Below are 23,894 nucleotides of genomic sequence, written 5' to 3'. Positions count from 1 at the left end.
CATGAAGCCTAATCTTGTCATTGGCAACTGGAAAATGAACGGCGACCAGCAGACCAATGAGGTGCTCCTCAGAAACGTCCTGGCCAGCCAGACAAACGAAGGCCACCTTGAGGTTGCGATTTGTCCACCGTTCCCCTACCTGGCATCGGTAGCAGCGCACCTTCAAGACACCAACGTCGTACTCGGCGCTCAAAATTTGAGCCCCGCGACCCACGGGGCATTCACAGGTGAGGTCAGCGCCTCAATGCTTCGCGATATCGGTTGTCGCTATGTGCTTGTTGGCCACTCTGAGCGCAGAGCGTTGTTTGGAGAAACCAATGAAGTGGTCGCCCAAAAGTTTGCAGCGGCGATAGAGCAAGGACTCATTCCTGTGCTTTGCGTAGGAGAAACACTGGATGAACGCCGCGCAGGAATCACCAATAGCGTGGTGACAACCCAGATGACTGCCGTCATCAAGCATGCAGGGATTGAGAAACTGACGCGCGGCGTGATTGCTTACGAACCCGTCTGGGCAATTGGCACCGGCGAAACCGCATCCCCTGAACAAGCCCAGGCAGTGCATCAGCATATCAGAGGTGTGATTGGTAGCTTCAACAAGCAGGCAGCCATCGATCTTCAGATTCTTTACGGCGGTAGTGTCAAGGCAGATAACGCAAAAGCCCTTTTCTCACAGCCCGACATTGATGGTGGACTGATTGGTGGTGCATCACTGGATGCCGCCTCGTTCATCGCCATCTGCAATGCCGCAAGAATAAATCCAAGAGGTACAGCATGAGCACCACAGGCCTTCTCGAAAATGTGTTCCCTTCAGCCTCAGACATTCCAGAACAGTATCGTCTCGGCGAAATAATTGAGCAGCGTGAATACCTGGTCAATGGTGCCCTGCAGACGTGGCACGGCCCGCTGGGCTCCGTACGCAGCCCGGTATTCCTGAGTACACGAAGCGGCGATGAGCCCGTTGTACTCGGTAGCACTCCGCAACTGGATGCCGAGACCGCACTGGTCGCCCTTGATGCAGCGGTGAAAGCATACGATAACGGCCACGGCGCATGGCCACTGATGCGAGTTGCCGAACGCATCCAGCACGTTGAAGCCTTCCTGGCCCGCATGCGCGTTCAGCGCGAAGCGGTCGTGAAGCTTTTGATGTGGGAAATCGGCAAAAACCTCAAGGACTCGGAGAAAGAGTTTGACCGCACGTGTGACTACATTGTCGACACTATCAATGCGCTGAAAAAGCTTGATCGACGCTCAAGTCGGTTCGAGCTTGAACAAGATACGCTGGGGCAGATCCGCCGTGTACCAATGGGCGTAACACTGTGCATGGGTCCCTACAACTATCCGCTCAATGAAACGTTCACTACGTTGATTCCCGCGCTGATCATGGGCAACACCGTGGTATTCAAACCCGCGAAATTCGGCGTCTTGCTGATTCGCCCATTGCTGGAAGCATTCCGCGACAGCTTCCCCGCTGGCGTCATCAACGTAATCTACGGCAGCGGACGCGAAACGGTCAGCGCGCTGATGGCCAGCGGCAAGGTCGATATTTTCGCTTTCATTGGCACCAACAAAGGTGCGAGCGCACTCAAAAAACTGCATCCAAAACCTTACCGCCTGCGCGCTGTATTGGGTCTGGACGCCAAAAACCCAGGCATCGTACTGCCGGAAGTCGACCTTGACAACGCCGTCAGCGAAGCGGTGACCGGCTCCTTATCGTTTAACGGCCAACGTTGCACTGCGCTGAAAATCCTGTTCGTTCATGAGGATGTCGCCGACGCGTTCGTGTCAAAATTCAACAGCAAAGTGGCAGCGCTCAAACCTGGCATGCCTTGGGAGTCCGGCGTTTCGCTGACACCCGTGCCGGAACCAGGGAAAACGGATTACCTGACCGGCCTGGTTGAGGATGCTGTGGCAAAAGGCGCGAAGGTCGTAAACGAAGGCGGCGGCTCCACCCGTGAGTCTTTTTTCTACCCGGCCGTACTCTACCCGGTCTCTGCGGACATGCGCGTATACCAGGAAGAACAGTTCGGCCCGGTTATTCCAATCGTGCCCTACCGTGATCTCGAGACAGTGATTGACTACGTGCTGGACTCAGACTTCGGTCAGCAACTGAGCATTTTCGGCACCAATGCCGCTCAGGTTGGCCGACTGGTCGACGCCTTTGCCAACCAGGTCGGCCGCATCAACCTGAATGCACAGTGCCAACGTGGCCCGGACTCCTTCCCGTTCAACGGTCGCAAAAACTCTGCTGAAGGCACCCTGTCAGTCGACGACGCCTTGCGGGTATTTTCGATCCGCACACTGGTTGCGACCAAGTTCCAGGAAGGCAATAAGGCGCTTATCAGCGAGATTATCCGTAATCGGGAATCCAGCTTCCTGACCACCGATTACATTTTCTGAGTGGCTGAACGATGAGTGCTCGCACACTGATTATTCTGGATGGAGTGGGTTTGCGTGATGCGAAGGATTCCAATGCCTTCGCAGCGGCCCAAACACCAGTATTTGATGCTTTGCTCAAGCAGTATCCAAACGCTCGTATCGCAACTTCGGGCATGGCCGTTGGCCTGCCTGAAGGGCAAATGGGCAACTCTGAAGTTGGCCACATGAACCTGGGCGCAGGCCGTGTGGTATATCAGAGTTTCACACGGATCAATAAAGCGATCGTTGACGGTGATTTCGCCAACAACGAAGCGCTGAACACCTTGCTGACCGGCGTTCTAGAGAGAAAGGGCGCCGTGCATTTGCTGGGTTTGCTTTCACCTGGCGGCGTGCACAGCCATGTCGACCAAATCATTGCAACCTGCAAAATCCTTGTCGAAAAAGGGGTAAAGCGCTTTTTCGTCCATGCCTTTCTCGATGGCCGAGATACTCCGCCTCGCAGCGCACTTGAGGCTATCGAGTCACTTGAGCGTGAGCTTGCCAGCCTGGGCTCGGGCAGAATTGCGACAGTGGTCGGTCGGTACTACGCGATGGACAGGGATAACCGCTGGCAGCGGGTTGAAACAGCTTACAAGCTGGTCAGCTGCGGCGAAGCGGATTACCAGAGCGCTTGCGCATCTGATGCACTTCAAGCCGCTTACGAACGTGAAGAGTCAGATGAATTCGTCAAAGCGACTGTCATTGGCGACCCGGTGCGGATGGAACCCGCTGACGGCGTGATGTTTCTGAACTTCCGCCCTGATCGAGCACGGGAATTAAGCCAGGCGCTGATCAATACGACCTTCGATCATTTCGCCCGCCCAGTCACGATTGCCAAGGATCGCTTTCTGACGTTGACGCAGTATTCCCAAGACCTGGGAAGCTTGTGTGCATTCCCGCCAGAGTCGATTGACAACAGTCTTGGTGAGTACTTAGGCCAGTTGGGCAAGACTCAGCTGCGGATCGCCGAAACCGAGAAGTACGCCCACGTCACGTTCTTCTTCAACGGCGGTCGCGAACAGCCCTTCCCGGGAGAAGAGCGCATTTTGATTCCGTCGCCGACCGTCGCCTCCTACGACGAAAAGCCGGAAATGAGTGCACACGAGCTCACTGACCGATTGGTTGAATCGATTCGCGGCGGCGCCTTTGATCTGATCGTTTGTAACTACGCGAACGGCGACATGGTCGGGCATACCGGAGACTTTGACGCTGCAGTCAGAGCCGTCGAGACACTGGATGAATGCCTGCAACGCGTGATTGAGGCCACGCTTGAAAGTGGAGGCGAATGCCTGATTACGGCTGATCATGGAAACGTCGAACAGATGCTGGATCCTGACTCCGGTCAGCCCCACACCGCTCATACGTTAAACCCTGTCCCTCTGATTTACGTCAGTGACCGGGCACAGGATTGCCAACTGCGAGACGGCAGCCTCTGTGACATAGCACCCACCCTGCTGCACCTCATGAAACTAGCTATTCCCGTAGAGATGGAGGGCCAATCTCTGCTCCTCGACTGATTGACCGGTTGGCGACGTCAGGATATCGCCAGGCAGGCGATATTATTGGTCTTTATCCCTGTTTTCGATGTTGAAACACGGTCGTTGGCTCATTTGAGCGCTGGGCATAAGCGCTATGCTGACTGCCCCTTTTTCTTCCAGTTTTGGGCCCCACGCCCTTTTTTCTAACGTAAGAGCAAGAGACATACGCATTATGGAATGGCTTACAAATCCAGAAATATGGGTCGCGTTCTTTACCTTGACCATTCTTGAGATTGTTCTGGGTATCGACAACATCATCATGATCTCGATTCTGGTGAGCCGCATGCCAAAGTCGATGCAGCCCAGGACAAGGATTTTCGGCCTTGCCCTCGCAATGGTGACAAGGATCCTGCTGCTGCTATCGATCACCTGGATCATGAGACTGACGGCGGATCTTTTCCACGTACTCGGGGAAGGCATATCAGGTCGCGATCTCATACTGTTTTTCGGCGGCCTGTTCCTGATCTGGAAAAGCAGCACCGAAATTTATCAAGCCGAAGAAGGCGCAGAAGAAGACCCGGAGTTGCCTGGCAAAAAAGGTAGCGGCTTTCTCAGCACCCTCATTCAGATCGCAATTATCGACATCGTGTTCTCACTGGACTCAGTGATTACAGCAGTCGGTATGGTTTCTCACGTTCCAGTCATGATTGCAGCCATCATCGTTGCGGTTCTGTTCATGATGTTAGCGGCTGGGCCCATCAGCGATTTCATCGATAAACACCCGAGCCTGAAAATGCTAGCGTTGTCGTTTTTGATTGTCGTGGGTGTCGTGCTAATCGGTGAGGCACTCGATTTCCATATTCCGAAGGGATACGTCTACTTCGCGATGGGCTTCTCTCTGGCCGTCGAAGCGCTGAACATTCGACTGCGCACAGCGAGCCAGAGGAAAAAAGTGGAAGGTTAGTCGGTACGGGCAAGCCCTCACTGAGGGCTCGCCCGTGTCGGGAATGAAGCGTACTGATAACAAGGATAAAAAAATGAACAGTATGGAAATGAATCGCCGGGACTTTGTGAAAGCAATGACGGTGATTGCTGGTGTTGGTCTCGTCGGATCTCACGCCCCACTCACGAGGGCTGAAACGGCTTACCCTTTTAGCGCAGGGTCTGGTTTGCCTGCTCTGAAAGCCCCTCCTCTGGCGTGCGACTGCCACCATCATATCTATGACAGGGCTTACCCCTATGTCGATGATCGAAATCTGCCCACAGCAAGCGTTGCAGACTACCTGAAGCTACGATCCCGACTGGGACTGAGTCGTAGCGTAGCGATCCAGCCCTCGTCCTACGGCACGGACAATAGCTGTCTGGTAGCAGCCTTGGCACAACTTGGCTCATCGTCACGTGGCATTGCGGTCGTCGATGACAAGGTTGATCTTGCCGAATTGAAGAGACTGGATGCGGCCGGAATTCGTGGGCTTCGATTCAATCTGGGCGTGGCAAGTGTCACTACTCCCCAGATGATAAAGCCATTGGCGCACCGTATCGCAGATATGGGCTGGCATGTGGAGATTCATATGCGTGCCGATGAGTTGCTCGGCATGAAAGAAATACTGAGCGACCTGCCCGTCCAAATCGTTTTTGATCATTTTGGTCGAATCCCGCATCCCGCCGGAATTGATCACCCTGCCTACGCACTCATTGCGGAACTGGTGAGCCGGGATCGAGCCTGGGTGAAGATTTCAGGGGCGTATCAGGATTCAGTATTGGGTGGGCCGGCCTATGAGGACATCAAGTCACTCGCCCAGACCATGATCGAGCTTGCACCAAACAGAGTGATCTGGGGAACCGACTGGCCTCACCCCAGCCTGCAGACCAAACGCCAGGCCATGCCTGACGACGCCGGCATGATGGATTTGCTCAGTGTATGGACACGCAACGGGGAGGAAATCAGCAAAATCCTCGTTGAAAACCCGGCACGACTTTACCGGTTCTGATTCGCCTATCAGAGAGCTTGTTTGATCTATGCATCTGATCACCTGTTGAGTGACAGATGCAGCCTGGCGATTGTCGGGCTGTCTCTGGTGTTAGACGCCAGTCCGACTTTCTGCCGATTATCCCACCACCGCAGAAGCCACCATGAAGACGATATTCAGCGCCTTTTTTCTCGCTGCTGTTTTACCCACTGTTGCTCTGGCTGCAGGCAACCCAGCGTCACCAGCAACTCATCATGCAGAACTGCTGTACGCGAGCCTGGGGGAGAAAATCCTGGGCTACAGCATTGACCCAGACAACGCCTCTCTCACCTACTTGAGTGAAACCCTCGCGCCCGCCAACGTGCAGTTCGCAGTCAAAAATAATGCGGGTGATATTCTCTATGTAGTCTCCAGCAACGCCGGGAGTGGGACTCTCGGAGCCAAGGGTGACACCCATGTTCTGAACAGCTACAAAATCGATGCAGGGACGGGCGAGCTCAGGCAGTTCGGAACAGCAATCACGCTACCGGAACGGCCTATCAACTTGGGGTTGGATCACCAAAATCACTTCGCCGTCGTCGCCTACAACCAGTCCGCCACATTGAGTGTCCACCCCATTAAAGACGACGGTAGCGTCAGCCCTGCGGTTGCCCAGAATCAGGTACCCGAAGCAGGCATATTTACCCATCAGGTTACGTTCACGCCAGGTGACAAGACGGTGGTTGCGCTAGCACGCGGGAATGACGCAGTCGGGCAAGTGCCCGATCAGCCGGGCAGCATCAACACATTCAACATCGACGACCAGGGTCGGCTAGCAAAGCTGATGACCTCGGCCATCGACCCTGGCGTCGGCCCACGCCATTTGGCCTACCACCCTAGCCAGCCTTGGGTTTATGTATCCATGGAGCGCGGCAGCAAGCTCTACATGTATCCACTGGAAAGCAACGGCACCTTGGCTACAAGGCCGGCCTTTCATGTTGATACCCTTCAGGATAAAGCCAATCTTGAAACGCCGCGCCAACGGGGTGGCGTCATCCAGATCAATCACAACGGAAAATTTCTATACGTAACAAACCGGGCAGACGCGACGGTGGAGCAGGATGGTAAGCAAGTAAGTGCAGGTGGCGAGAACAACGTAGCGGTTTTCTCAATCGACCCGGCAACGGGTGAACCTAAACTGATCCAGATCATCGACGCCGAAGGCATCGAAGGCCGGACGATGAAGGTCGATCCATCGGGCAAACTGCTGGTTGTGGCGAATCAAAAGACGGTCTGGGTCAAGGATGGTGACTCGCTGAGGAAGATCCGTTCGAATCTGGCAATTTTCCGCATTCTAGAAGACGGAAAACTGGATTTCGTGCGTAAGTACGAAATGAACGATGAGAAGAAATCGCTGCTCTGGATGGACATTTAAACGCCCCCATCAAGCCTGGAGATACACAATGTTTGCCCAGGCTTGATGGTTATGACCATTAAGGTTGAGAAGCTAGCTCAGCGCGCTGGGTTTTCACCTGATCTTTCGATACTTGTCCCGCCGCATTACCCCACGTATTTCTCAGATACGTAGCCAATGCTGCAATCTGGGTATCATCAAGACGCCAACCAAAGGGTGGCATTGCCGGGCCTGTCGGCGCTGCATCTGTTGCCACCGCCTGAGTACCACGCAGGACAACCCGAAGAATGGTCGTAGGGTCTTCAGCCAATACCGACCCGGAGTTTTTCAGGGATGGGAAAAGCCTGGCAACTCCCTCTCCGTTACTCATGTGACACGCCGAGCAGTTATCAGCATAGGTAGCCTTGCCGGCCACCATACGCGGATCTTTTGCGTCCAATGGCTGCGGACGCTGTAGATCTGTCTTCTGATCCTTCAGGTAGTTGGCAATCGCAAGCAGAGTTCGAACCTCGTAACCGGTAATCCGACAATTAGAATTTATTTGAGAATCAGTGGCGCGCACCAGCAACTCAAGCCTTCTGATAAGGATCGACAGCGGATTTTTGTGGCTCTATTTTTATCTTTCTTTTCTCAGCAACTTAATACAAGCGCCATCATCCTTGCTGGCGTAACTTTCACTGGCACACAGACACCACTGGACAAGCCAAAGCCACTCAATCGGCAGGCCTCCCCGAATGGCCTGCCGTTTCGACGATGCAACCCGTTTATTTTCAGAAAATCGAAAGTGGATAATTGACGATCAATCGGTTCTCGTTGAAGCGCGTATTAGTCCCCCAATCACGACGCAGTGTCGAATTACGCCATTTGATGTTCAGGTTCTTGAACGGGCCGGACTGAAAAGCATAAGCAAGCTCACTCTCACGCCCCCACTCACTGGCGTCAGTCACGGTACCGACATGGACATCGGTGCCCTTGATGTAACGGTTCATGAGGGTCAGACCTGGTACGCCCAATGCTGCGAAGTTGTAGTCATGCCGCAGTTGCCAGGATCGCTCATTGGCATTCTCGTAGCTTGAATTGTAACTGTCATTGCCCAGCGAGCCACCCGACGTACCGTTGACTTTCATCCAGCCGTCCTGACCCGATACCTTTTGTAACCCGACATAGAAGGTATGTCCGCCGAGCCTGGCTGAGAACAATCCGTACCCGGTACGGTTATCAAGGTCTCCACTCAGGGAACGTCCTTCATCCTTACCGATGAACCATCCTGCGTTGACACCGAGTACCCAGTCGCCTACAGGCTGACTGTGAGTGAGCTGTAACAGTTGCTGGCGGTATATATCTTTGAGCTCAGCGCTCCAGAGGCCAAGCAGGGTACGTTTGTCATTGAACGTATATTCGCCGCCGACAAAGTTGAACCGGTCCGTCCTGCCCCCCGGTTTCTGGGCAAAGAACATGTCTTCCATGCTGGCGTCATTTCGCGGACTGTTGCCACGAAATTGCCCGCCATACAGGGTCACATTCTCGATTTCGCGAGAGGTAATCTGTGCGCCCTGGAACGTTTGAGGTAACGATCGACCGTCATCCGAGCGCAGGATCGGCAGGTTCGGCATCCACTCGCCAACCTTGAACTCAGTAGCAGAGATTCGTGCCTTGCCCGCAATGGCCAAGCGGCCGTAATCATCCGCCGGGCGACCATCGTCATGCACGGGTAGCAGTTGTGTTCCGCGCGTACCACGCCCGCCATCGAGCTTTATGGCGTACATACCAATAGCGTCGGCACCAAAACCCACGGTCCCCTGCGTGAAGCCTGACGTGTAATTCAGAATGAACGCCTGGCTCCACTCCTCGGCTTTACTTTGAGCGGCTGAATCACTAACGAAGTTTCGATTGATATAAAAATTACGCAGCGTCAGCATCGCAGTAGAGTCTTCGATAAAGCCAGTGTCAGCGGCCTGCACGCCCATTGCCGTGCCGAGTAATGGCAACACAAAGAACAGCGATGAGTGATTGTAAACAGTATCGAATGCACGGATTTTCATTGTTATTATTTCCATCACAGACAGTTTTTATGAGCACAGCCAAGCCGGCTGAAAACTCACGAATGAGATTCAGAACAAACGTTTCAATAAATTGACTCGTGCCCCTGAAACAACGAGTGTTTAAACAGTTCCAGAATCGCCCGTACCCACAACCCCCTGAGTCCGGGATGAGCCGGGCTGGCGTGCGGTAGCTGCAACGTCCAGCAAACCACGCCGGCCGAGGCTGTCGATAAGTGAGCGCAAACCAAACTCCCACCGCGGTGCCAGGTCGCTGGTGGTCACACGGTTACACAGGTTACCCAGCAGTGAGTTACTGATGCTCACTACATCGCCTGGCTTATGGGTAAAGCCGTTGCCGGGCTGGTCGCGATCCTGATTGGGGGCGAACAGAGTACCGAGAAACAGTACCAATCCGTCCGGGTACTGATGATTCTCGTTGATGGTTTGCTGCACCAGGTCCTGCGGGTCGCGGCTGATCTTGCGCATGGAGCTGCGGCCGCAGAGAACGAAACCATCCTCCCCTTCAACCCTGAGATCCACCTCCGCGCTGCGTACATCGTCCAGGCAGAAGCTTTCATCGAACAAGCGCAGCAGAGGGCCTAACGCGGTGGACGCGTTGTTATCCTTCGCCTTTGACAACAGCAAGGCGCTACGGCCTTCGAAGTCGCGCAGGTTTACGTCATTACCAAGCATGGCGCCCTTTATAAGGCCATCGCTCGACACTGCCAGCACCACTTCCGGCTCAGGGTTATTCCAGCTCGACTTGGGATGTATACCAATGTCAGCCCCGTAACCCACCGCCGACAGCGGCTGGGCTTTGGTGAACACCTCGGCGTCCGGGCCAATGCCGACTTCCAGGTACTGGGACCACAACCCCTGCTCTACCAGCACCTTGCGCAGCGCTTCAGCCTGGGCTGATCCCGGTACGATCTGTGACAGGTCTGCGCCGATGCGGCTGACCAGTGAGTGACGCACAGCATCGGCTTTGGCGGGGTCGCCCTTGGCCTGTTCTTCCACCACACGTTCCAGCAGGCTGGTGGCAAAGGTCACACCGGCAGCCTTCACTGCCTGCAAGTCGATGGGTGCCAGCAGCCATGGCTGGCGCGGATCACGCTGAGTCGGATCGCTATTGTCCAGCAACGCTGACAGCTCGATCAGTGGCTCGTCCAGCGGCAGGGTATGCAGGTAAGCCACAGGGTCGGCCACTTCCAACAGGGCCGAAACGGTCGCTGCATGAGCGCTGATATCGTGTACAGCGCCGTGCTTCACAAAGACCACCGCCGGGCCCAGATCCGGCAGCCATACCCGCCCTACCCAACTTCCAGCGTCGAACACGCTGGTGTCGTGGCTTAACTTCAGCGAAGGGTTGGTGTTCAATCGATCAGTCATAGGTGTACCTTTACTGTCATTTATTGGGATCAGCTCAAGGCTGCAGTGCTGGGGATGCCGTCGATCAAACGTTGAATACCCAGTGGGTTGGCATTCTGCAAAGCCGCTGGCAGCAAGGCATCGGGGACGTTTTGATAGCAAACCGGACGCAGAAAGCGGTCAATGGCCAGCGTGCCGACGGAGGTGCCGCGCGCATCGGAGGTGGCCGGATATGGACCGCCATGGACCATCGCATCGCTCACCTCGACACCCGTCGGGTAGCCGTTGAGCAACACGCGACCGACCTTCACTTCCAGCGCGGCGAACAGGTGGCCGAAGGCACTCAGGTCGTCGCTGTCGGCCAGCAAGGTGGCGGTGAGCTGGCCGTGCAAGGCATCGACAGCACGCAGCAGTTCGGCTTCATCGGCAACCTGCACGACCACAGTGCAAGGGCCGAAGACTTCCTCCTGCAACAGTTCATCCTGGGTCAACAACAGGCTGACATCGGCCTCGAACAACTGTGGCTGCGCCTGTGTGCCATGTTGCGCAGCACCACCCAGATGCTTAATGCCAGGATGTGCCTGCAACGCCCGCAAGCCTTTTTTGTAGCTGTTTAGCGTGCCAGGGTTGAGCATGGTCTGGGCCGCCTGCTCGGCCATATTTCCGGACAACTGTTCGATAAAAGCGCTGAAGGCCGCCGAGCGAATCCCCAGCACCAGGCCAGGGTTGGTACAGAACTGGCCACACCCCTGAACAACCGAGGCCGTGAGTTCCCTGGCCATTTGCGAACCACGATTGGCCAAGGCTTGCGGCAGTACCAGCACCGGGTTAATGCTCGACATCTCGGCAAACACCGGAATCGGCTGTGGGCGAGCGGCGGCCATGTCGCACAGGGCCCGGCCACCGTGCAGCGAACCGGTAAAGCCCACGGCCTGGATGCCTGGGTGCTTGACCAACGCCTCGCCGACGCCGCTGCCAAAGATCATGTTGAAGACACCGGCTGGCATGCCGGTACGCTCGGCGGCGCGGATCAATGCTTCGGCCACCCGCTCGGCCGTGGCCATATGACCGCTGTGGGCCTTGAATACCACCGGGCAGCCAGCAGCCAGTGCAGCGGCGGTATCACCACCGGCCGTCGAAAACGCCAACGGGAAATTACTGGCACCGAACACCGCCACCGGACCGACCCCGATGCGGTATTGACGCAGGTCCGGGCGCGGTAGCGGTGTGCGTGCCGGCAAAGCCTGGTCGATACGGGCACCGTAGAAATCACCGCGACGCAGTACGCGGGCAAACAGGCGCATCTGGCCACTGGTACGCCCGCGCTCACCAAGAATGCGCGCACTGGGCAGCGCCGTTTCCTGACAAGTCAAGGTGACGAAGTCATCGCCGAGGCTGTCCAGCTCGTCGGCAATGGCTTCCAGAAACTCGGCCCGACGGGTCGCCGGCAGGTTGCGATACAGCGCGAATGCCGCGCTCGCAGCCGTCACGGCAGCATCGACTTCGCCCAGTGTGGCTTGGTAAAAAGCGCCAGGCAGGCGCTCGCCAGTATGCGCATTGATGCTGTAGACCAGGGTCTGGCCTTGAGCACTGCGCTGGCCGGCAATGAAGTTGGATCCGCTAAGGTGCATGAGTAAATACCTCGATATTCAGGAGTGGGCTGTCAGTCAGGTCACTGCGCCAATCTGCCAGGGCACGAACTCGTTCTGCCCATAGCCGTGCTGTTCACTTTTGCTGCGCGCGCCGGACGCTATGCGCAGCATCTGTTCGAAGATGTACGCACCGCGCTCTTCGATACTGGTCGAGCCATCGGCGATACCGCCGCAGTTGACGTCCATGTCCTCCTCCTGGTGTTCGAACACCCGGTTGTTGGTCGCCAGCTTGATGGAGGGCGCCGGCGCACAGCCATAGGCCGAGCCGCGACCGGTGGTGAAGGCAATCAGGTTGGCGCCGCCTGCCACCTGGCCGGTGGCCGACACAGGGTCGTAGCCCGGTGTGTCCATGAACACCAGGCCTTGAGCCCGGACCGCTTCGGCGTACTGGTAGACATCGACGAGGTTGCTGGAGCCGGCCTTGGCCACTGCGCCCAGCGACTTTTCAAGGATCGTGGTGAGGCCGCCGGCCTTGTTGCCGGCCGAGGGATTGTTGTTCAGTTCGGCATTCATGCGCTGGCAGTAGTCTTCCCACCAGTGAATGCGGGCGATCAGCTTTTCGCCGACCTCACGGCTCACCGCACGACGCGTCAGCAGGTGCTCGGCACCATAGATTTCAGGTGTCTCCGACAGAATCGCGGTGCCCCCGGCCGCCACGAGGCGGTCGACGGCGTTACCCAATGCCGGGTTGGCAGTGATGCCCGAGTAACCATCGGAACCGCCACATTGCAGGCCGACAACCAGGTGGCGAGCACTGACTGGCTCACGTTCGACCTGATTGGCCTCTGCCAGTAGAGCCTTGACCTGCTCGATGCCGGCCGCAATGGTCTTCGACGTACCGCCTGTGCCTTGAATCGTGAAGGTGCGTAACTGCGCCCCCGCCGTCAGCCCCTGAGTCTCGAGCAGGCTGTCGATCTGGTTGGTTTCACACCCCAGGCCAATGATCAGCACCGCAGCGAAGTTGGGGTGTACGGCATATCCTCCCAAGGTCCGGCGCAACAGGCCCAGGGCCTCGCCGGAGGGGTCCACCGCGCAACCGGCGCCATGGGTCAATGCCACCACACCGTCGATGTTTGGATAGTCGGCTAATGCGTCGGGATGAATATCACGGCGAAAATGGTCGGCAACGGCACGGGCCACGGTCGCCGAACAATTCACCGAGGTGAGGATGCCAATATAGTTGCGCGTGGCAACCCGCCCATCGGCTCGCACGATGCCCTGGAACACCGCCTCGGCGCGCGGCGTGCTGCGGGTATCGACGCCAAAGGCGTAGTCGCGGGAAAAATCACCCATCTGTACATTGTGGACATGCACGTGGTCACCGGCCTCGATGAGCTGCGAAGCAAAACCGATGATCTGTCCATAGCGGCGCAAGGGCTGTCCGTGCTCAACTCGCTCCGTGGCGATTTTATGGCCTGAGGGAATCGACTGGCGCACGGTAATCGCCTCGGCTTCCAGGTGCAGCCCTTGCTGCAGGGCCTGGCGGGCGATAAGAACGTTGTCCAGCGGGTTGAGGCGGATAACGGCAGGGTCGCCGGATTTGGCAATCAGTTGCATAGGACCTCTCAGGGCGGTGCGGCTGACTTATTGTTATTGGGTTGCCCGTATAGCATCAGGCTAATTCAGATCTACTGTAAGAACTCTCAGGCAACTTTCCCAATGATATAATTTGATCGTGCGATAACGTTATTTCATTAAAATGAGAATCAAAAAGTGCGCGCATGACGTTTCAAATCGTTGCCCTATAAAAACAGGCACGGATATTTAAATTTCTACGCGACACAATTAACACGCCGTCATCAATACGGCATTATTTGAAGGCAACCGCTTATTTGCCTCCTGTTCCAATTATCGCCGAACTGACAGGCTCTGTTCTTCACGCCGAATCCAGACACCTTCCAGCAAAATATCAACGAACGTTCGAGCCGAAGCGCTCAGTGGTTCATCCTTGCGCGTGACCACGCCATACTCCAGCGCCGGAAGATACAAGGGACTGCGCAAAGCCTTGAGTTGGCCGCTGGCCAGTTGGCTGGCGACCATCGAACACGGCAACATGGCGATCATCGGCGCCGATTGCAGCAGTTGCAAAAACATCGGCATCGAGATGGTTTCTACACTGTCGGCGGGCGTGGCAATCCCGGCCACCCGGAATGCCTGTTCCAGACGGTCACGGATCGGCGTGCCCACCGGGTACAGTACCCACGGCCAATCGCCCAACGCCGACAATGGCGTGCTGGCCAGTTGGTTCAGAGGATGCTCGCTATTGACCACCAGGCTGAAAGGCTCAGGCTCAAGTGGCTGGTAGTTGAACATCTGGCCGAAGCGTTCTTCAGTGAATCGCCCAATCATGATGTCGAGCCTGTTCTGCTCCAGCATGGTCAGCAGATGATCGCTGGAGTGCTCCATCACCTCGATCGACAACAATGGACTGCGGGCCTTGATGGTGGCAATGGCCTGCGGCAGTACCCATGCAGTAGCAGCAAAAATTCCGCCGACACGTATAGAGCCGTGCCCGCCTTTGCGCAGGCGATTGACCTGATCAACGAACTGTTGCGAGTCTGCCAGCACACGCTGGGCGTAACGCACCACATAGTCGCCCAGCTCGGTGGGCGCCATACTGCGCGTCAGGCGCTCGAACAGAGCGAATCCGAACAGATCCTCGAGGTCTCGCAGCATCTTGCTCAACGCTGGCTGGCTGAGGTTCATGCACGCCGCCGCGGTGTGCATGTTTCGAGTGCGCGCCAGGGTGTCGATCAACACCAGATGCTTATAGCGAATCCCGTTGCAAAAGTTGGAATGGATAATGTCCAGTGTCATCGGCAACAGGCCTCAGGCAGATGGAAAACTGCAGTATCACCGCAGGCCAGTACTCATCAACCCGCGCACTCCGGTGTCTTGCATCGGGTATATTCCAGCTGGTAAAGCGTGGCACTGAGCGGCTGCGCAGGGTTGTCCAGCAGGGTGCCAAGCTCGGCCACCAGTTGCTCTCTGGCATGGGTAACATAGTCGGCGGCGCAGCCTTCGATCATGATGACCCAGGACGGAATTTCAGTACCCTCCGATCGGGCCTTTTTCTCTGCGGTTTCAACCTTGCTGACGGCTTCATCGGCTGTGCCGAAATGCACGCCGGTGATCCCCTGGGCATCCGCCAGCGGCGGTAGAACCCGATCACGCAACGCTTGCAGAACGTCCGTGTAGCGCTCGGCGGCGACATCGAAACGGACAGTCAACAGATAAGCACCATGACCCACGCCGGCGGTATAGTGCACGTCGCAAATCGACCGGGCGACATTGCGGTAGGACTGCACGACTTTCTGCGTCCATACCGTCGGCGCATTAAGACGATTCAGATAATCGGCGCCCCCTAACACCTGCACGGAGTCGGCCTCGTACAGGTTGAAGTAGAGAGGTCCTGCATCCAGCGCAATGTATCGCCGTCCGCGCTGGAAGCCCGGGATCCCCAGGCGTTCGGGCATGTGTTCACGGTTATGCCACTCATAGAACTCATCCCGCGCTTCGGGGAGAAGGTCATGCCAGATTGCAACGACACCCGTTCCTGCAAAACTCATAGGTTCTTCCTCCAGTAGGCATCAATCAACGTTAGGGTAACGACCGACAGCCCAGGCTGCGCCCATTTCCGAGACATAGGGCACGACCGTCTGAGACTGCTCGCCCAGACCTTGCCCCCCAACGCGCATGACGTCGCCAGCCTTGAGAAATACATGCGGCTTCTGGCCCAACCCGACGCCCGGCGGCGTTCCGGTAATGATCACGTCGCCCGGCATCAGCGGCATGAAACGGCTCAGGTAGGAGACGATGTGCGCCACGCTGAAAATCATTGTCCGGGTGTTACCGTTCTGGAAACGCTTGCCGTTCACTTCGAGCCAGAGGTCGAGATTCTGCGGGTCGGCGATTTCATCGCGGGTCACCAGCCAAGGGCCCAGCGGTGCAAAGGAAAAGCTGCTTTTACCCTTGGTCCACTGGCCTTCGTATTCAAGCTGATAGGCCCTTTCAGAGACATCGTTGGCCAGGCAATAACCGGCAACGTGATCCAACGCCTTGCTTTGTTCGATATGCCAGGCAGGTGAACCGATGACGATCGCCAGTTCGACTTCCCAATCGAGTTTCTTCGCATCGCCCGGCAGAATCACAGGGTCGTTGGCACCGCTGATAGACCCGGTGTGCTTGTTGAACACGACCGGCTGGCTCGGTATGGGCGTGTTGGTTTCAGCGGCGTGATCAGAATAGTTGAGACCGATACAGATCAGGTTCGGAACGCTGCCCACGCACGGCCCCAGGCGTGTTCCAGCGGGCACCCGTGGCAGGCGCTCAATATCGACGCCGCGCAATTTCTCGAGACTCGAAGGCGACAGCGCCGCCGCATCAATATCATCGACGATGCCAGAAAGGTCCCTGACTTGTCCTTCAGCATCCAGAATTCCAGGCAGCTCTTGTCCTGGCAGACCAAAACGAACCAAACGCATACGTTACTCCTCAAGCGTTGAGAAAAAGACCGGCAGAGATCCTGCCTCGCCAAACTGAATGTTCAGCGGCTGGTGAATGGGAACTTCTAAAACACCTGCATACGAGCCCGTGATCACAACCTGACCTGTGCGCAGATCGATGCCACGTGCAGAAAGAAAATTGGCGAGCCAGACGATTGGCGATACAGGGTCATGATCCGGATGAGCCCCGCAAATGCTCACAGGCTCGACACCGGGGTAACTCAGGGTTACATCGAGGTGAAGGGGAAGATTTCGTGCGTCCAGCGAAATCGCTTGAGGCCCCAATACAAGACCGTGATTGAAAAGCCCGTCGGCCAGAAGCTGCTCGAAGTTCACCTTGTGCGGATCGGCATATCGGCAATCGATTACCTCCAGTGAAAGGTGTACCTGACTGATCGAGCGAAGGATGTCGTCGGCCGTGTAAGGCGTCGAACGGGCCGGCAGGTCAGCCCCTAGGACGCAGGCAAGCTCGGGTTCGATTCGCACGGTAGAGGTTGCGAAGTCCAAGGGGTATCGGGGGGTGCGCACAATGCTGTCGGTATATATAGGTGCGACTATCCATTTGCCTGGCTTGGGCATGGCGCATTTCCAGCCGCCCACTGTCTTGCCGGCCAGAACGCCGACCTGTTGCTGTATTTCAAAGCCTTGCTCCAGGCCCAATAACACCTCGTCACAGGGCAGAGCCTCCAGGCGGCGGCCCGTTCGACGCGCGCGCACGAGTTCAGTAGCGGCTTGCACAATGGCTGATTGAGTCTGATGCATGGCATTTACCCCTGCACGCTGGCTTGTCGAGGCCAAACCGTGCCGAGCTTATTCGCCGCATCGTCGAGCAGTGCGTGCAAATCGGCGTAACGGTCCGGATGCATGCGCATGACCGGTCCGGCAATGCTCATGGTGCCGACCACGGCGCCAGACGAGATCAATTTCACCGGCACCGCAATTGCCCAGACCCCAGCCTCGGCTTCTTCCACGACCAGTCCGTAACCACGTTCTCTGGTCGCCGCCAGTTCAGTCAGCAAGCGTTCGATGGTTGTGATAGCCCTTGGGCCTTTACCGACACCCTGGTCTTTACCGAGGCCATTGCGTATAGCAATCTCGACGGCTTGCTCATCAGGCATCGAGGCAAGCCAGGCTTTGCCGTTGGCAGTGGTGTAGAGATTGATGGGCTGATCCATGGCTGGCGAATACATCAACCCTGGCGCAGCGCCCTGGGCCGAGGCGAGCCATGAAAGACCGCTCTCACAGACGACCGTCAGTCGTACCAGCTCGTGGGAGATGGACGCTACGTTTTCAATGATGGGCTGAACCAGCTCGGGCAAACCGATACCATTGAGATAGCTTTGCCCCAGAAGCGCCAGCTTGAGTGTCAGGCGGTACTGGGAAGTCGCTTCATCCTGCTCGGCCCACCCTTGCTCTACCAATTGAGCTAGCACACGGTGGGCGGGTCCTTTCTCCATACCCAGCTCAGCCGCGATATCGGACATTCGCATCCAGCGGGCTTCACGGGCCAGCAGCTCGATGGCCTCCAGGCAGCGGTCAACAGCACCTTTAACGACTCTCATGGGATTTTTCTCGACTGTTAATCAGTAGCGATAGATTCTGGTTACTCGGTTCTATCTGGAACGTGGTTCCAATAGTAGGCACTCCAGGATCGACAAGTCAACGCAGAGGCCTGCAAAAAATGCCTCGAGCATTACGAGCGGTTTCAACACCTTTATTCATGGGTTGCTCTCCACTCTCCGAGTGATCTCACCCCCGTTATATCGCTTGACAAGGCGCCAATCCAGGGAACAACATTACAAATGGAACATCGTTACAATAACAAAATCACGATATTGGAGACTTCACATGAGTCAAAGCACCCATGGCGATCCACATCTCAAGCGTCAGTCAAAGAAGGCCGCAGCAAGCGGCTGGATCGGCTCGGCGTTGGAGTACTACGACTTTTTCATCTATGCCACCGCAGCGGCCTTGCTTTTCCCGCAGCTGTTTTTCCCGACAGACAATCCAACCGTGGGAATCATCGTTTCACTGGCAAGCTTCGGCGTCGGATACATCGCTCGTCCAATCGGCGCCGTGGTGTTGGGGCACCTGGGCGACCGGCATGGACGCAAGACCGTACTGGTCTATTGCATGTTCTTGATGGGGTTCTCAACGGTGTGCATCGGCCTGCTGCCGACCTATGCACAGATCGGTGTCTGGGCGCCTGCCCTGTTGATCTTCTTGCGCCTGATTCAAGGCTTTGCTGTAGCGGGAGAGGTCTCGTGTGCAAGCTCCATGACGCTGGAACACGCGCCTGACGGGCGTAGAGGTTATTTCGCAAGCTTTACGCTTCAAGGCGTACAAGCCGGACAACTTCTGGCGGCTGCGGTTTTCCTACCGCTAGCCCAGTTCATGCCCGCTGATCAGTTTGCTGCCTGGGGCTGGCGAATTCCATTTCTGCTCAGCGCCCTGGTGCTTGTCGCCGGGTGGATTATCCGTCGTGAAGTCCATGAAGCTCCAGTATTCACTGAGGCGCAGTCCCAAACCGTGACCCACAAACTACCTATGGTTGAAGTGCTCACGCAGAACTGGCGCGATGTGCTACGCGTGATTGGTATGGCGCTCTCTGCAGTGCTTGCCATCGTCGCCTCCGTCTTCGGAGCAACTTATGCAGTGCAGCCCGCCTACGGCATTGGCTTCCCTTCTGGGGTGTTCATGTGGATACCGGTGTTGGGCAACTTGTGCGCCGTCATACTGATCCCCTTTGTCGGCAAGCTGTCTGACAGGATTGGCCGTCGACCTCCGGTTATTGTGGGTGTTCTTTGCGGTGGGCTTTTGTCGTTTGCCTACCTCTATGCGATCAGCATTCACAACCTGTGGCTTTCGCTGATCCTCTCGCTGTTGATGTGGGGCGTGGCTTACCAAGGCTTTAATGGGGTATTCCCAAGCCTGTTTCCAGAGCTGTTCCGTACACGCGTGCGTGTGACCGGGATGGCGATTGGTCAGAATATCGGCGTGGCCTGCACAGCGTTTCTGCCGGCGCTTTTCGTATCGATTGCGCCTCCAGGGACCGAGAATATTCCTCTGAAAATCGGCGCACTGACGTTTGGTATCTGCCTCATCTCTGCGGTCGCTGCTATTACTACCCGCGAAACATACCGTATTCGCCTGAAGGACCTTGGTGATCCAAATGCGGTCCCGATGTCGAAAGAGGAATACGAGCGGGTCCAGAAACAATCCATGGCCAAGCCGCAAGTCAATGCCGTCCAATCAGGGTCAGCGACACACTCCTGAAACCTGTCCTGTCAACACCACTTCGCTGTTCGGTTGATCTGAACAGCGACTTTTCTGTATGGGTTCATATGCATCCACGTATTACAGGCAGCACACGTATTTATGGATTGATTGGTGATCCCATCAAGAGCGCCAAGTCCCCAATGTTGCTGAACCGGCTATTTGCCGAAGCACAGTCTGACGCCGTTTGTATTGCATTGCAGGTAGGCACAGGCGGCCTGGCTGACTTTGTCAGAGGCATGCGAGCGGTAGGCAACCTGGCTGGCCTCCTGGTCACCATGCCGCACAAGCAGAGCATGCTCGACATCGTCGACGTGCTTCACCCTACCGCACGCCAGGTCGGCGCCATCAACGTCGTGCGCTGTGAACGTGACGGGCGCTGGGTGGGTGCCGTGTTCGACGGATCCGGCTGCGTGCAGGGTATGCAGCGGCATGGCGTCACGCTGCTCGGGAAATCCGTTCTGCTTGTCGGTGCGGGCGGCTCAGGCAGGGCAATTGCGTTTGCCGTGGCCGCTGCTGGCGCCCGATCACTGACCATTTCAGACCTGGATCCGCGCCGCGCTCTGGAGCTTGCGCAGCAAGTCGCCAAAGAAGGTCCGTGCACGGCGTATGCAGGCCTGGCAGACCCTGCCGGTCACGACATCGTGATCAATGCCACCCCACTCGGCATGAACCCTGACGACCCGATGCCGCTAGACGCACAGCGGTTGGACCCGGCGACGGTGGTGGTCGATATCATCACCCGGTCCGAGCCGACTGCCTTGCTGCTCGAAGCGCAGTCGCGAGGCTGCCAGACCCTTGATGGCCAACCTATGCACCTGGGCCAGGCCCTGCTGGCATTAAGCTTTCTGGGTTTCGAAGATATCGAGCGTCGCTATTGGGCCGGATTGTAAGCATCGCGTGCAACCTGACCCGCTTAAACCCCGCCCCACCCCCTCAAAACGGCCAACGATGTGCACTGCCCTGCCAGTGCACATCCCCTTGCACCTGTTGAAGTTGCTGCTCAGTGTGAGCGCTCTCTGGCTCCGCCAACAAAACGGAATCCACTTCCGTTCGAAACTGGCTCATGCTAGCCTGCTAAGCAATCCCATGGGGACCGGCAAGTTCTTCACACACTGTTTATAAGGAATGAATGCTTGAAAGTCGTTCTTCTGGAAGTAAGCCACTGGCACACCCCTCTCTATCTTGATGCCCTTGAGCGTCTGCCTGATGTGACCGTCACGGCGGTATCCGACGCCACAGGGTCGCGCGGCCCTGCCCTCGCCCAACGCTTCGGAGCACAACTCTACGATCACTGGAAAACCCTGCTGGATAATCAGGAAGCGGATTTTGTATTCGCCTTCGGTCCGCACGATGAGCTGCATGCCATAGGCAAGGCATTGATCGAGCGCAATATTCCCTTCGCCATGGAGAAGCCCTGCGGGCTCAACCCGCACGAAGTCCAGGATCTGCAACGACGCGCCGAAGCTGCAGGCCTGTTCGTGGCGGTGCCGCTGGTCTGGAGGCACAGTGAGTTACTGAGCAGCCTCAAACAAGCGGCGCTACAAAGTGAAGCCAAATGGAGAACCCAGTCGTTTCGCTTCAACGCCGGGCCGCCCGGACGCTACCTGACCAACAACTGTTCCTGGATGCTTGAACCGAAACGCTCGGGTGGCGGCTGCACGATCAACCTGGCCGCTCACTTCATCGATCTGGTTCAGGAAATCTCCGGAGAACGCATTCGCAGCGTGTCCGCGGTGATGCACCGCGACCCGCAGCTGACCGCCGTAGAGATCGGCTCGATGATGACTCTCGTGACCGAGAGCGGCTGCATCTGCACGATCGAAACTGGTTACAATTACCCGGCAAATACACCCGAGCAACGGGAGTACTCATTTTCATTGTCGACCGATCAGTTCTACGTGCGCTCAACCCCGGATGGCCTGCGTTTGATCGACACCACCGGACAGGCCAGCGACCTTCACATGAGCCTGAACTCGGACGTGTACTACGACACCTTCGTTACCGACGTCCTCGCCCCTGATCGTGAGACGACTTACACAGGCGCCGGAATTGCCACGATGCACCGAGTCATGAGCGTCATCGAGGCGGCCTACGAGTCAGATCGTCTTGGCGGCATACCCATCACGCTCTAGCATTTGTGGCGCAAGGATGGCTGGCTACGGCCAGCAACAAAGAGGATTGGAAAAATTGTCACATATCGGCCGCTACTTCAACACACTGGAACTGCTGCTCTCGCACCCAGGCGGTCTCGCTCTGTCTGAAATCAGCGACCAGACCCAAGTCCCGATGGCCACGGCTCACCGCATATTGAGTGCATTGCGTGAAAGGGGCTATGTGTGCCAGAACGAGCACGATCATTACCGCCTGACACTGATGATCCCCAGCATGGGGGTGAACTACATCACTGAAACGGGCTTCGCCGGTATCATGCAACCGTTGCTTGACGATCTGTCCACTGAAACCGGTGAGCACGTTCGTTTGGCGGCGGTTGCAGAGGATCATCTGACCTGGGTACTGCAAGCCACGAAAAACACCAAAGGCCTGCAGTACCGACGCGCCCTGGACGAAAAAATCATTCCCCATACCACTGCGGCGGGCAAGGCATGGCTTGCCACCATGCGCGATGAACGTGCCATGCGCATTCTCGCCGCCTGGGATATCGAAAACACCCGGGACTACGCAGGCCCCAATGCGCGCGTTTCGATTCGCGACATCTTCGATGACATCGCCCTGATCCGCAAAGAGGGCCACGCGGTCGTTCGCGAAGAAGGTGAAGTGGGCGTGTGTGTCGTGGCGGTGGCCGTATTCGATCCCTCACGACCAGACAACTCGACCCCGGTCGCCACCCTGAGCATCGCCGGCCCCATCGCACGCATGCGAGAGGAAACTCTGGGTGCTCATATCGAACGCCTGAAGCGCTCGGCCATCAAGGTGGGCGAGCACTGGTCGTTATGGACGGCATTGACATCCTCCCCGGCCTGAAGGCCGGAGATTCCTACGGCGCTCAGGCGCGGCATCGAGCCGCCCCCGAGTCGCTTCGGTGGGTTCCTGCTGCTGGCGCCATGACCTCTGCGCTCACTTCACAGGCTAACCGGGCGTGTCCCGCCCTTAGTACATTGATCGCCCCGACCACATCGGCGTTGCCTTCAAAACCACATCCCACGCACCTGAACAGCGCTTGCGTCTGGCGGTTGGCCGCCGACACATGGCCGCAACAAGGGCACGTGCGGCTGGTATTCTGCGGCGGCACGGCAATCAGCCAGCCGCCGCGCCACGCCAGCTTGTAGTCCAGTTGGCGGCGGAACTCGAACCAGCCCTGATCGAGGATGGACCTGTTCAGGCCAGACTTGGCCCGAACGTTTCTTCCCGGTGCCTCGGCCGTGCCTGCCGCCGACCTGGACATATTGCGTACCTGCAAGTCCTCGATACACACCATCGCGTGGTTTTGGCTGATCGTGGTGGAGCACTTGTGCAGGTAGTCGCGGCGGGCATTGCCGATGCGCGAGTGAATGCGCTGGACGCGGGCTTTCGCCTTGTTCCAGTTGCGGCTGAATCTGACCTTGCGGCTCATCGCCTGCTGCGCTTTGCACAGCGCGGTTTCATGGCGTTTGAAGCTGTTCAGGGGTGCGTAGAAGGAGCCATCCGAAAGCGTGGCGAACCGGGCAATGCCCATGTCGATGCCAACTGCCGCCCCCTGCGCCGTGGGCTGCTCATCGACCTCGCGTTCGGTCTGGATACTCACGAACCACTTGCCACACGACTGGCTCACGGTGATGTTCTTCACCGTGCCAG

General features: G+C 57.0%; 21 protein-coding genes. 10 read left to right on the top strand and 11 right to left on the bottom strand.

What is annotated here, in order from left to right; genetic code table 11:
* The first annotated feature begins 1 nt into the window (after nucleotide 1).
* The 6 genes from tpiA to NRB16_RS25115 all read left to right on the top strand — a co-directional run bounded on the left by tpiA (nucleotide 2) and on the right by NRB16_RS25115 (nucleotide 7,277).
* On the top strand, nucleotides 2-775 hold the full coding sequence (gene tpiA, locus NRB16_RS25140) for a triose-phosphate isomerase (RefSeq protein ID WP_257107219.1): 774 nt from the start codon (nucleotides 2-4) through the stop codon (nucleotides 773-775).
* Nucleotides 772-2,397: an NADP-dependent glyceraldehyde-3-phosphate dehydrogenase gene (locus tag NRB16_RS25135; RefSeq protein ID WP_257107218.1), complete on the top strand. Its 1,626-nt coding sequence runs from the start codon at nucleotides 772-774 to the stop codon at nucleotides 2,395-2,397. Before tpiA ends, NRB16_RS25135 begins: the two co-directional genes overlap by 4 nt.
* An 11-nt stretch (nucleotides 2,398-2,408) precedes the next feature.
* The gene (gpmI, locus tag NRB16_RS25130) at nucleotides 2,409-3,932 is read left to right on the top strand and encodes a 2,3-bisphosphoglycerate-independent phosphoglycerate mutase (protein WP_257107217.1); all 1,524 of its coding nucleotides are present in this window, start codon (nucleotides 2,409-2,411) and stop codon (nucleotides 3,930-3,932) included.
* A 193-nt stretch (nucleotides 3,933-4,125) separates the two neighbouring features.
* Nucleotides 4,126-4,857: a TerC family protein gene (locus NRB16_RS25125; protein WP_257107216.1), complete on the top strand. Its 732-nt coding sequence runs from the start codon at nucleotides 4,126-4,128 to the stop codon at nucleotides 4,855-4,857.
* Nucleotides 4,858-4,900: 43 nt separating this feature from the next.
* A complete protein-coding gene (locus NRB16_RS25120; RefSeq protein ID WP_257107215.1) occupies nucleotides 4,901-5,884 on the top strand; it encodes an amidohydrolase in 984 nt (327 codons plus the stop codon).
* A 142-nt stretch (nucleotides 5,885-6,026) separates the two neighbouring features.
* A complete protein-coding gene (locus NRB16_RS25115) occupies nucleotides 6,027-7,277 on the top strand; it encodes a lactonase family protein (RefSeq protein WP_257107214.1) in 1,251 nt (416 codons plus the stop codon).
* Between the two features lie 58 nt (nucleotides 7,278-7,335).
* Here the strand turns inward: NRB16_RS25115 and NRB16_RS25110 are convergent, their stop codons facing one another.
* The 10 genes from NRB16_RS25110 to NRB16_RS25065 all read right to left on the bottom strand — a co-directional run bounded on the left by NRB16_RS25110 (nucleotide 7,336) and on the right by NRB16_RS25065 (nucleotide 18,385).
* Nucleotides 7,336-7,818: a c-type cytochrome gene (locus NRB16_RS25110; protein ID WP_257107213.1), complete on the bottom strand. Its 483-nt coding sequence runs from the start codon at nucleotides 7,816-7,818 to the stop codon at nucleotides 7,336-7,338.
* Nucleotides 7,819-8,026: 208 nt separating this feature from the next.
* Nucleotides 8,027-9,298, bottom strand: coding sequence for an OprD family porin (locus NRB16_RS25105; RefSeq protein ID WP_373568507.1), 1,272 nt, complete (start codon nucleotides 9,296-9,298; stop codon nucleotides 8,027-8,029).
* Between the two features lie 120 nt (nucleotides 9,299-9,418).
* Nucleotides 9,419-10,687, bottom strand: coding sequence for a fumarylacetoacetate hydrolase family protein (locus NRB16_RS25100; protein ID WP_257107212.1), 1,269 nt, complete (start codon nucleotides 10,685-10,687; stop codon nucleotides 9,419-9,421).
* Nucleotides 10,688-10,716: 29 nt separating this feature from the next.
* Nucleotides 10,717-12,297, bottom strand: coding sequence for an aldehyde dehydrogenase (NADP(+)) (locus tag NRB16_RS25095; protein ID WP_257107211.1), 1,581 nt, complete (start codon nucleotides 12,295-12,297; stop codon nucleotides 10,717-10,719).
* Nucleotides 12,298-12,333: 36 nt separating this feature from the next.
* Complete coding sequence (locus NRB16_RS25090; protein WP_257107210.1) at nucleotides 12,334-13,875, bottom strand: UxaA family hydrolase; 1,542 nt, start codon at nucleotides 13,873-13,875, stop codon at nucleotides 12,334-12,336.
* Between the two features lie 291 nt (nucleotides 13,876-14,166).
* Nucleotides 14,167-15,135 (bottom strand): LysR family transcriptional regulator, encoded by a 969-nt coding sequence (locus NRB16_RS25085; RefSeq protein ID WP_257107209.1) that lies wholly within the window; start codon nucleotides 15,133-15,135, stop codon nucleotides 14,167-14,169.
* A gap of 56 nt (nucleotides 15,136-15,191) precedes the next feature.
* A complete protein-coding gene (locus NRB16_RS25080) occupies nucleotides 15,192-15,887 on the bottom strand; it encodes a hypothetical protein (RefSeq protein WP_257107208.1) in 696 nt (231 codons plus the stop codon).
* 21 nt (nucleotides 15,888-15,908) lie between these two features.
* Nucleotides 15,909-16,802: a fumarylacetoacetate hydrolase family protein gene (locus NRB16_RS25075; protein WP_257107207.1), complete on the bottom strand. Its 894-nt coding sequence runs from the start codon at nucleotides 16,800-16,802 to the stop codon at nucleotides 15,909-15,911.
* Nucleotides 16,803-16,805: 3 nt separating this feature from the next.
* The gene (locus NRB16_RS25070) at nucleotides 16,806-17,585 is read right to left on the bottom strand and encodes a 2-keto-4-pentenoate hydratase (protein ID WP_257107206.1); all 780 of its coding nucleotides are present in this window, start codon (nucleotides 17,583-17,585) and stop codon (nucleotides 16,806-16,808) included.
* A 5-nt stretch (nucleotides 17,586-17,590) separates the two neighbouring features.
* Nucleotides 17,591-18,385: an IclR family transcriptional regulator gene (locus tag NRB16_RS25065; protein WP_257107205.1), complete on the bottom strand. Its 795-nt coding sequence runs from the start codon at nucleotides 18,383-18,385 to the stop codon at nucleotides 17,591-17,593.
* A 286-nt stretch (nucleotides 18,386-18,671) separates the two neighbouring features.
* On the opposite strand from NRB16_RS25065, the gene NRB16_RS25060 reads away from it, so the two are divergent.
* From NRB16_RS25060 to NRB16_RS25045, 4 genes are all read left to right on the top strand, one after another.
* The gene (locus NRB16_RS25060) at nucleotides 18,672-20,099 is read left to right on the top strand and encodes an MFS transporter (RefSeq protein WP_257107204.1); all 1,428 of its coding nucleotides are present in this window, start codon (nucleotides 18,672-18,674) and stop codon (nucleotides 20,097-20,099) included.
* Between the two features lie 68 nt (nucleotides 20,100-20,167).
* Nucleotides 20,168-20,992, top strand: a complete 825-nt coding sequence (locus tag NRB16_RS25055; protein ID WP_257107203.1) for a shikimate dehydrogenase — start codon at nucleotides 20,168-20,170, stop codon at nucleotides 20,990-20,992.
* 243 nt (nucleotides 20,993-21,235) lie between these two features.
* Complete coding sequence (locus NRB16_RS25050) at nucleotides 21,236-22,234, top strand: Gfo/Idh/MocA family protein (protein WP_257107202.1); 999 nt, start codon at nucleotides 21,236-21,238, stop codon at nucleotides 22,232-22,234.
* A gap of 16 nt (nucleotides 22,235-22,250) precedes the next feature.
* Nucleotides 22,251-23,084, top strand: coding sequence for an IclR family transcriptional regulator (locus NRB16_RS25045; RefSeq protein ID WP_257107201.1), 834 nt, complete (start codon nucleotides 22,251-22,253; stop codon nucleotides 23,082-23,084).
* 22 nt (nucleotides 23,085-23,106) lie between these two features.
* On the opposite strand, the gene NRB16_RS25040 is transcribed toward NRB16_RS25045, so the two are convergent.
* A partial coding sequence (locus tag NRB16_RS25040) for a transposase (protein ID WP_257107200.1) occupies nucleotides 23,107-23,894 on the bottom strand: 788 nt, incomplete at its 5' end.

Source organism: Pseudomonas sp. LJDD11 (genome assembly GCF_024584215.1).
Classification (GTDB): domain Bacteria; phylum Pseudomonadota; class Gammaproteobacteria; order Pseudomonadales; family Pseudomonadaceae; genus Aquipseudomonas.
Note: the sequence above shows the minus strand (reverse complement) of the source record. Positions and strands in the feature narration are given on the sequence as shown.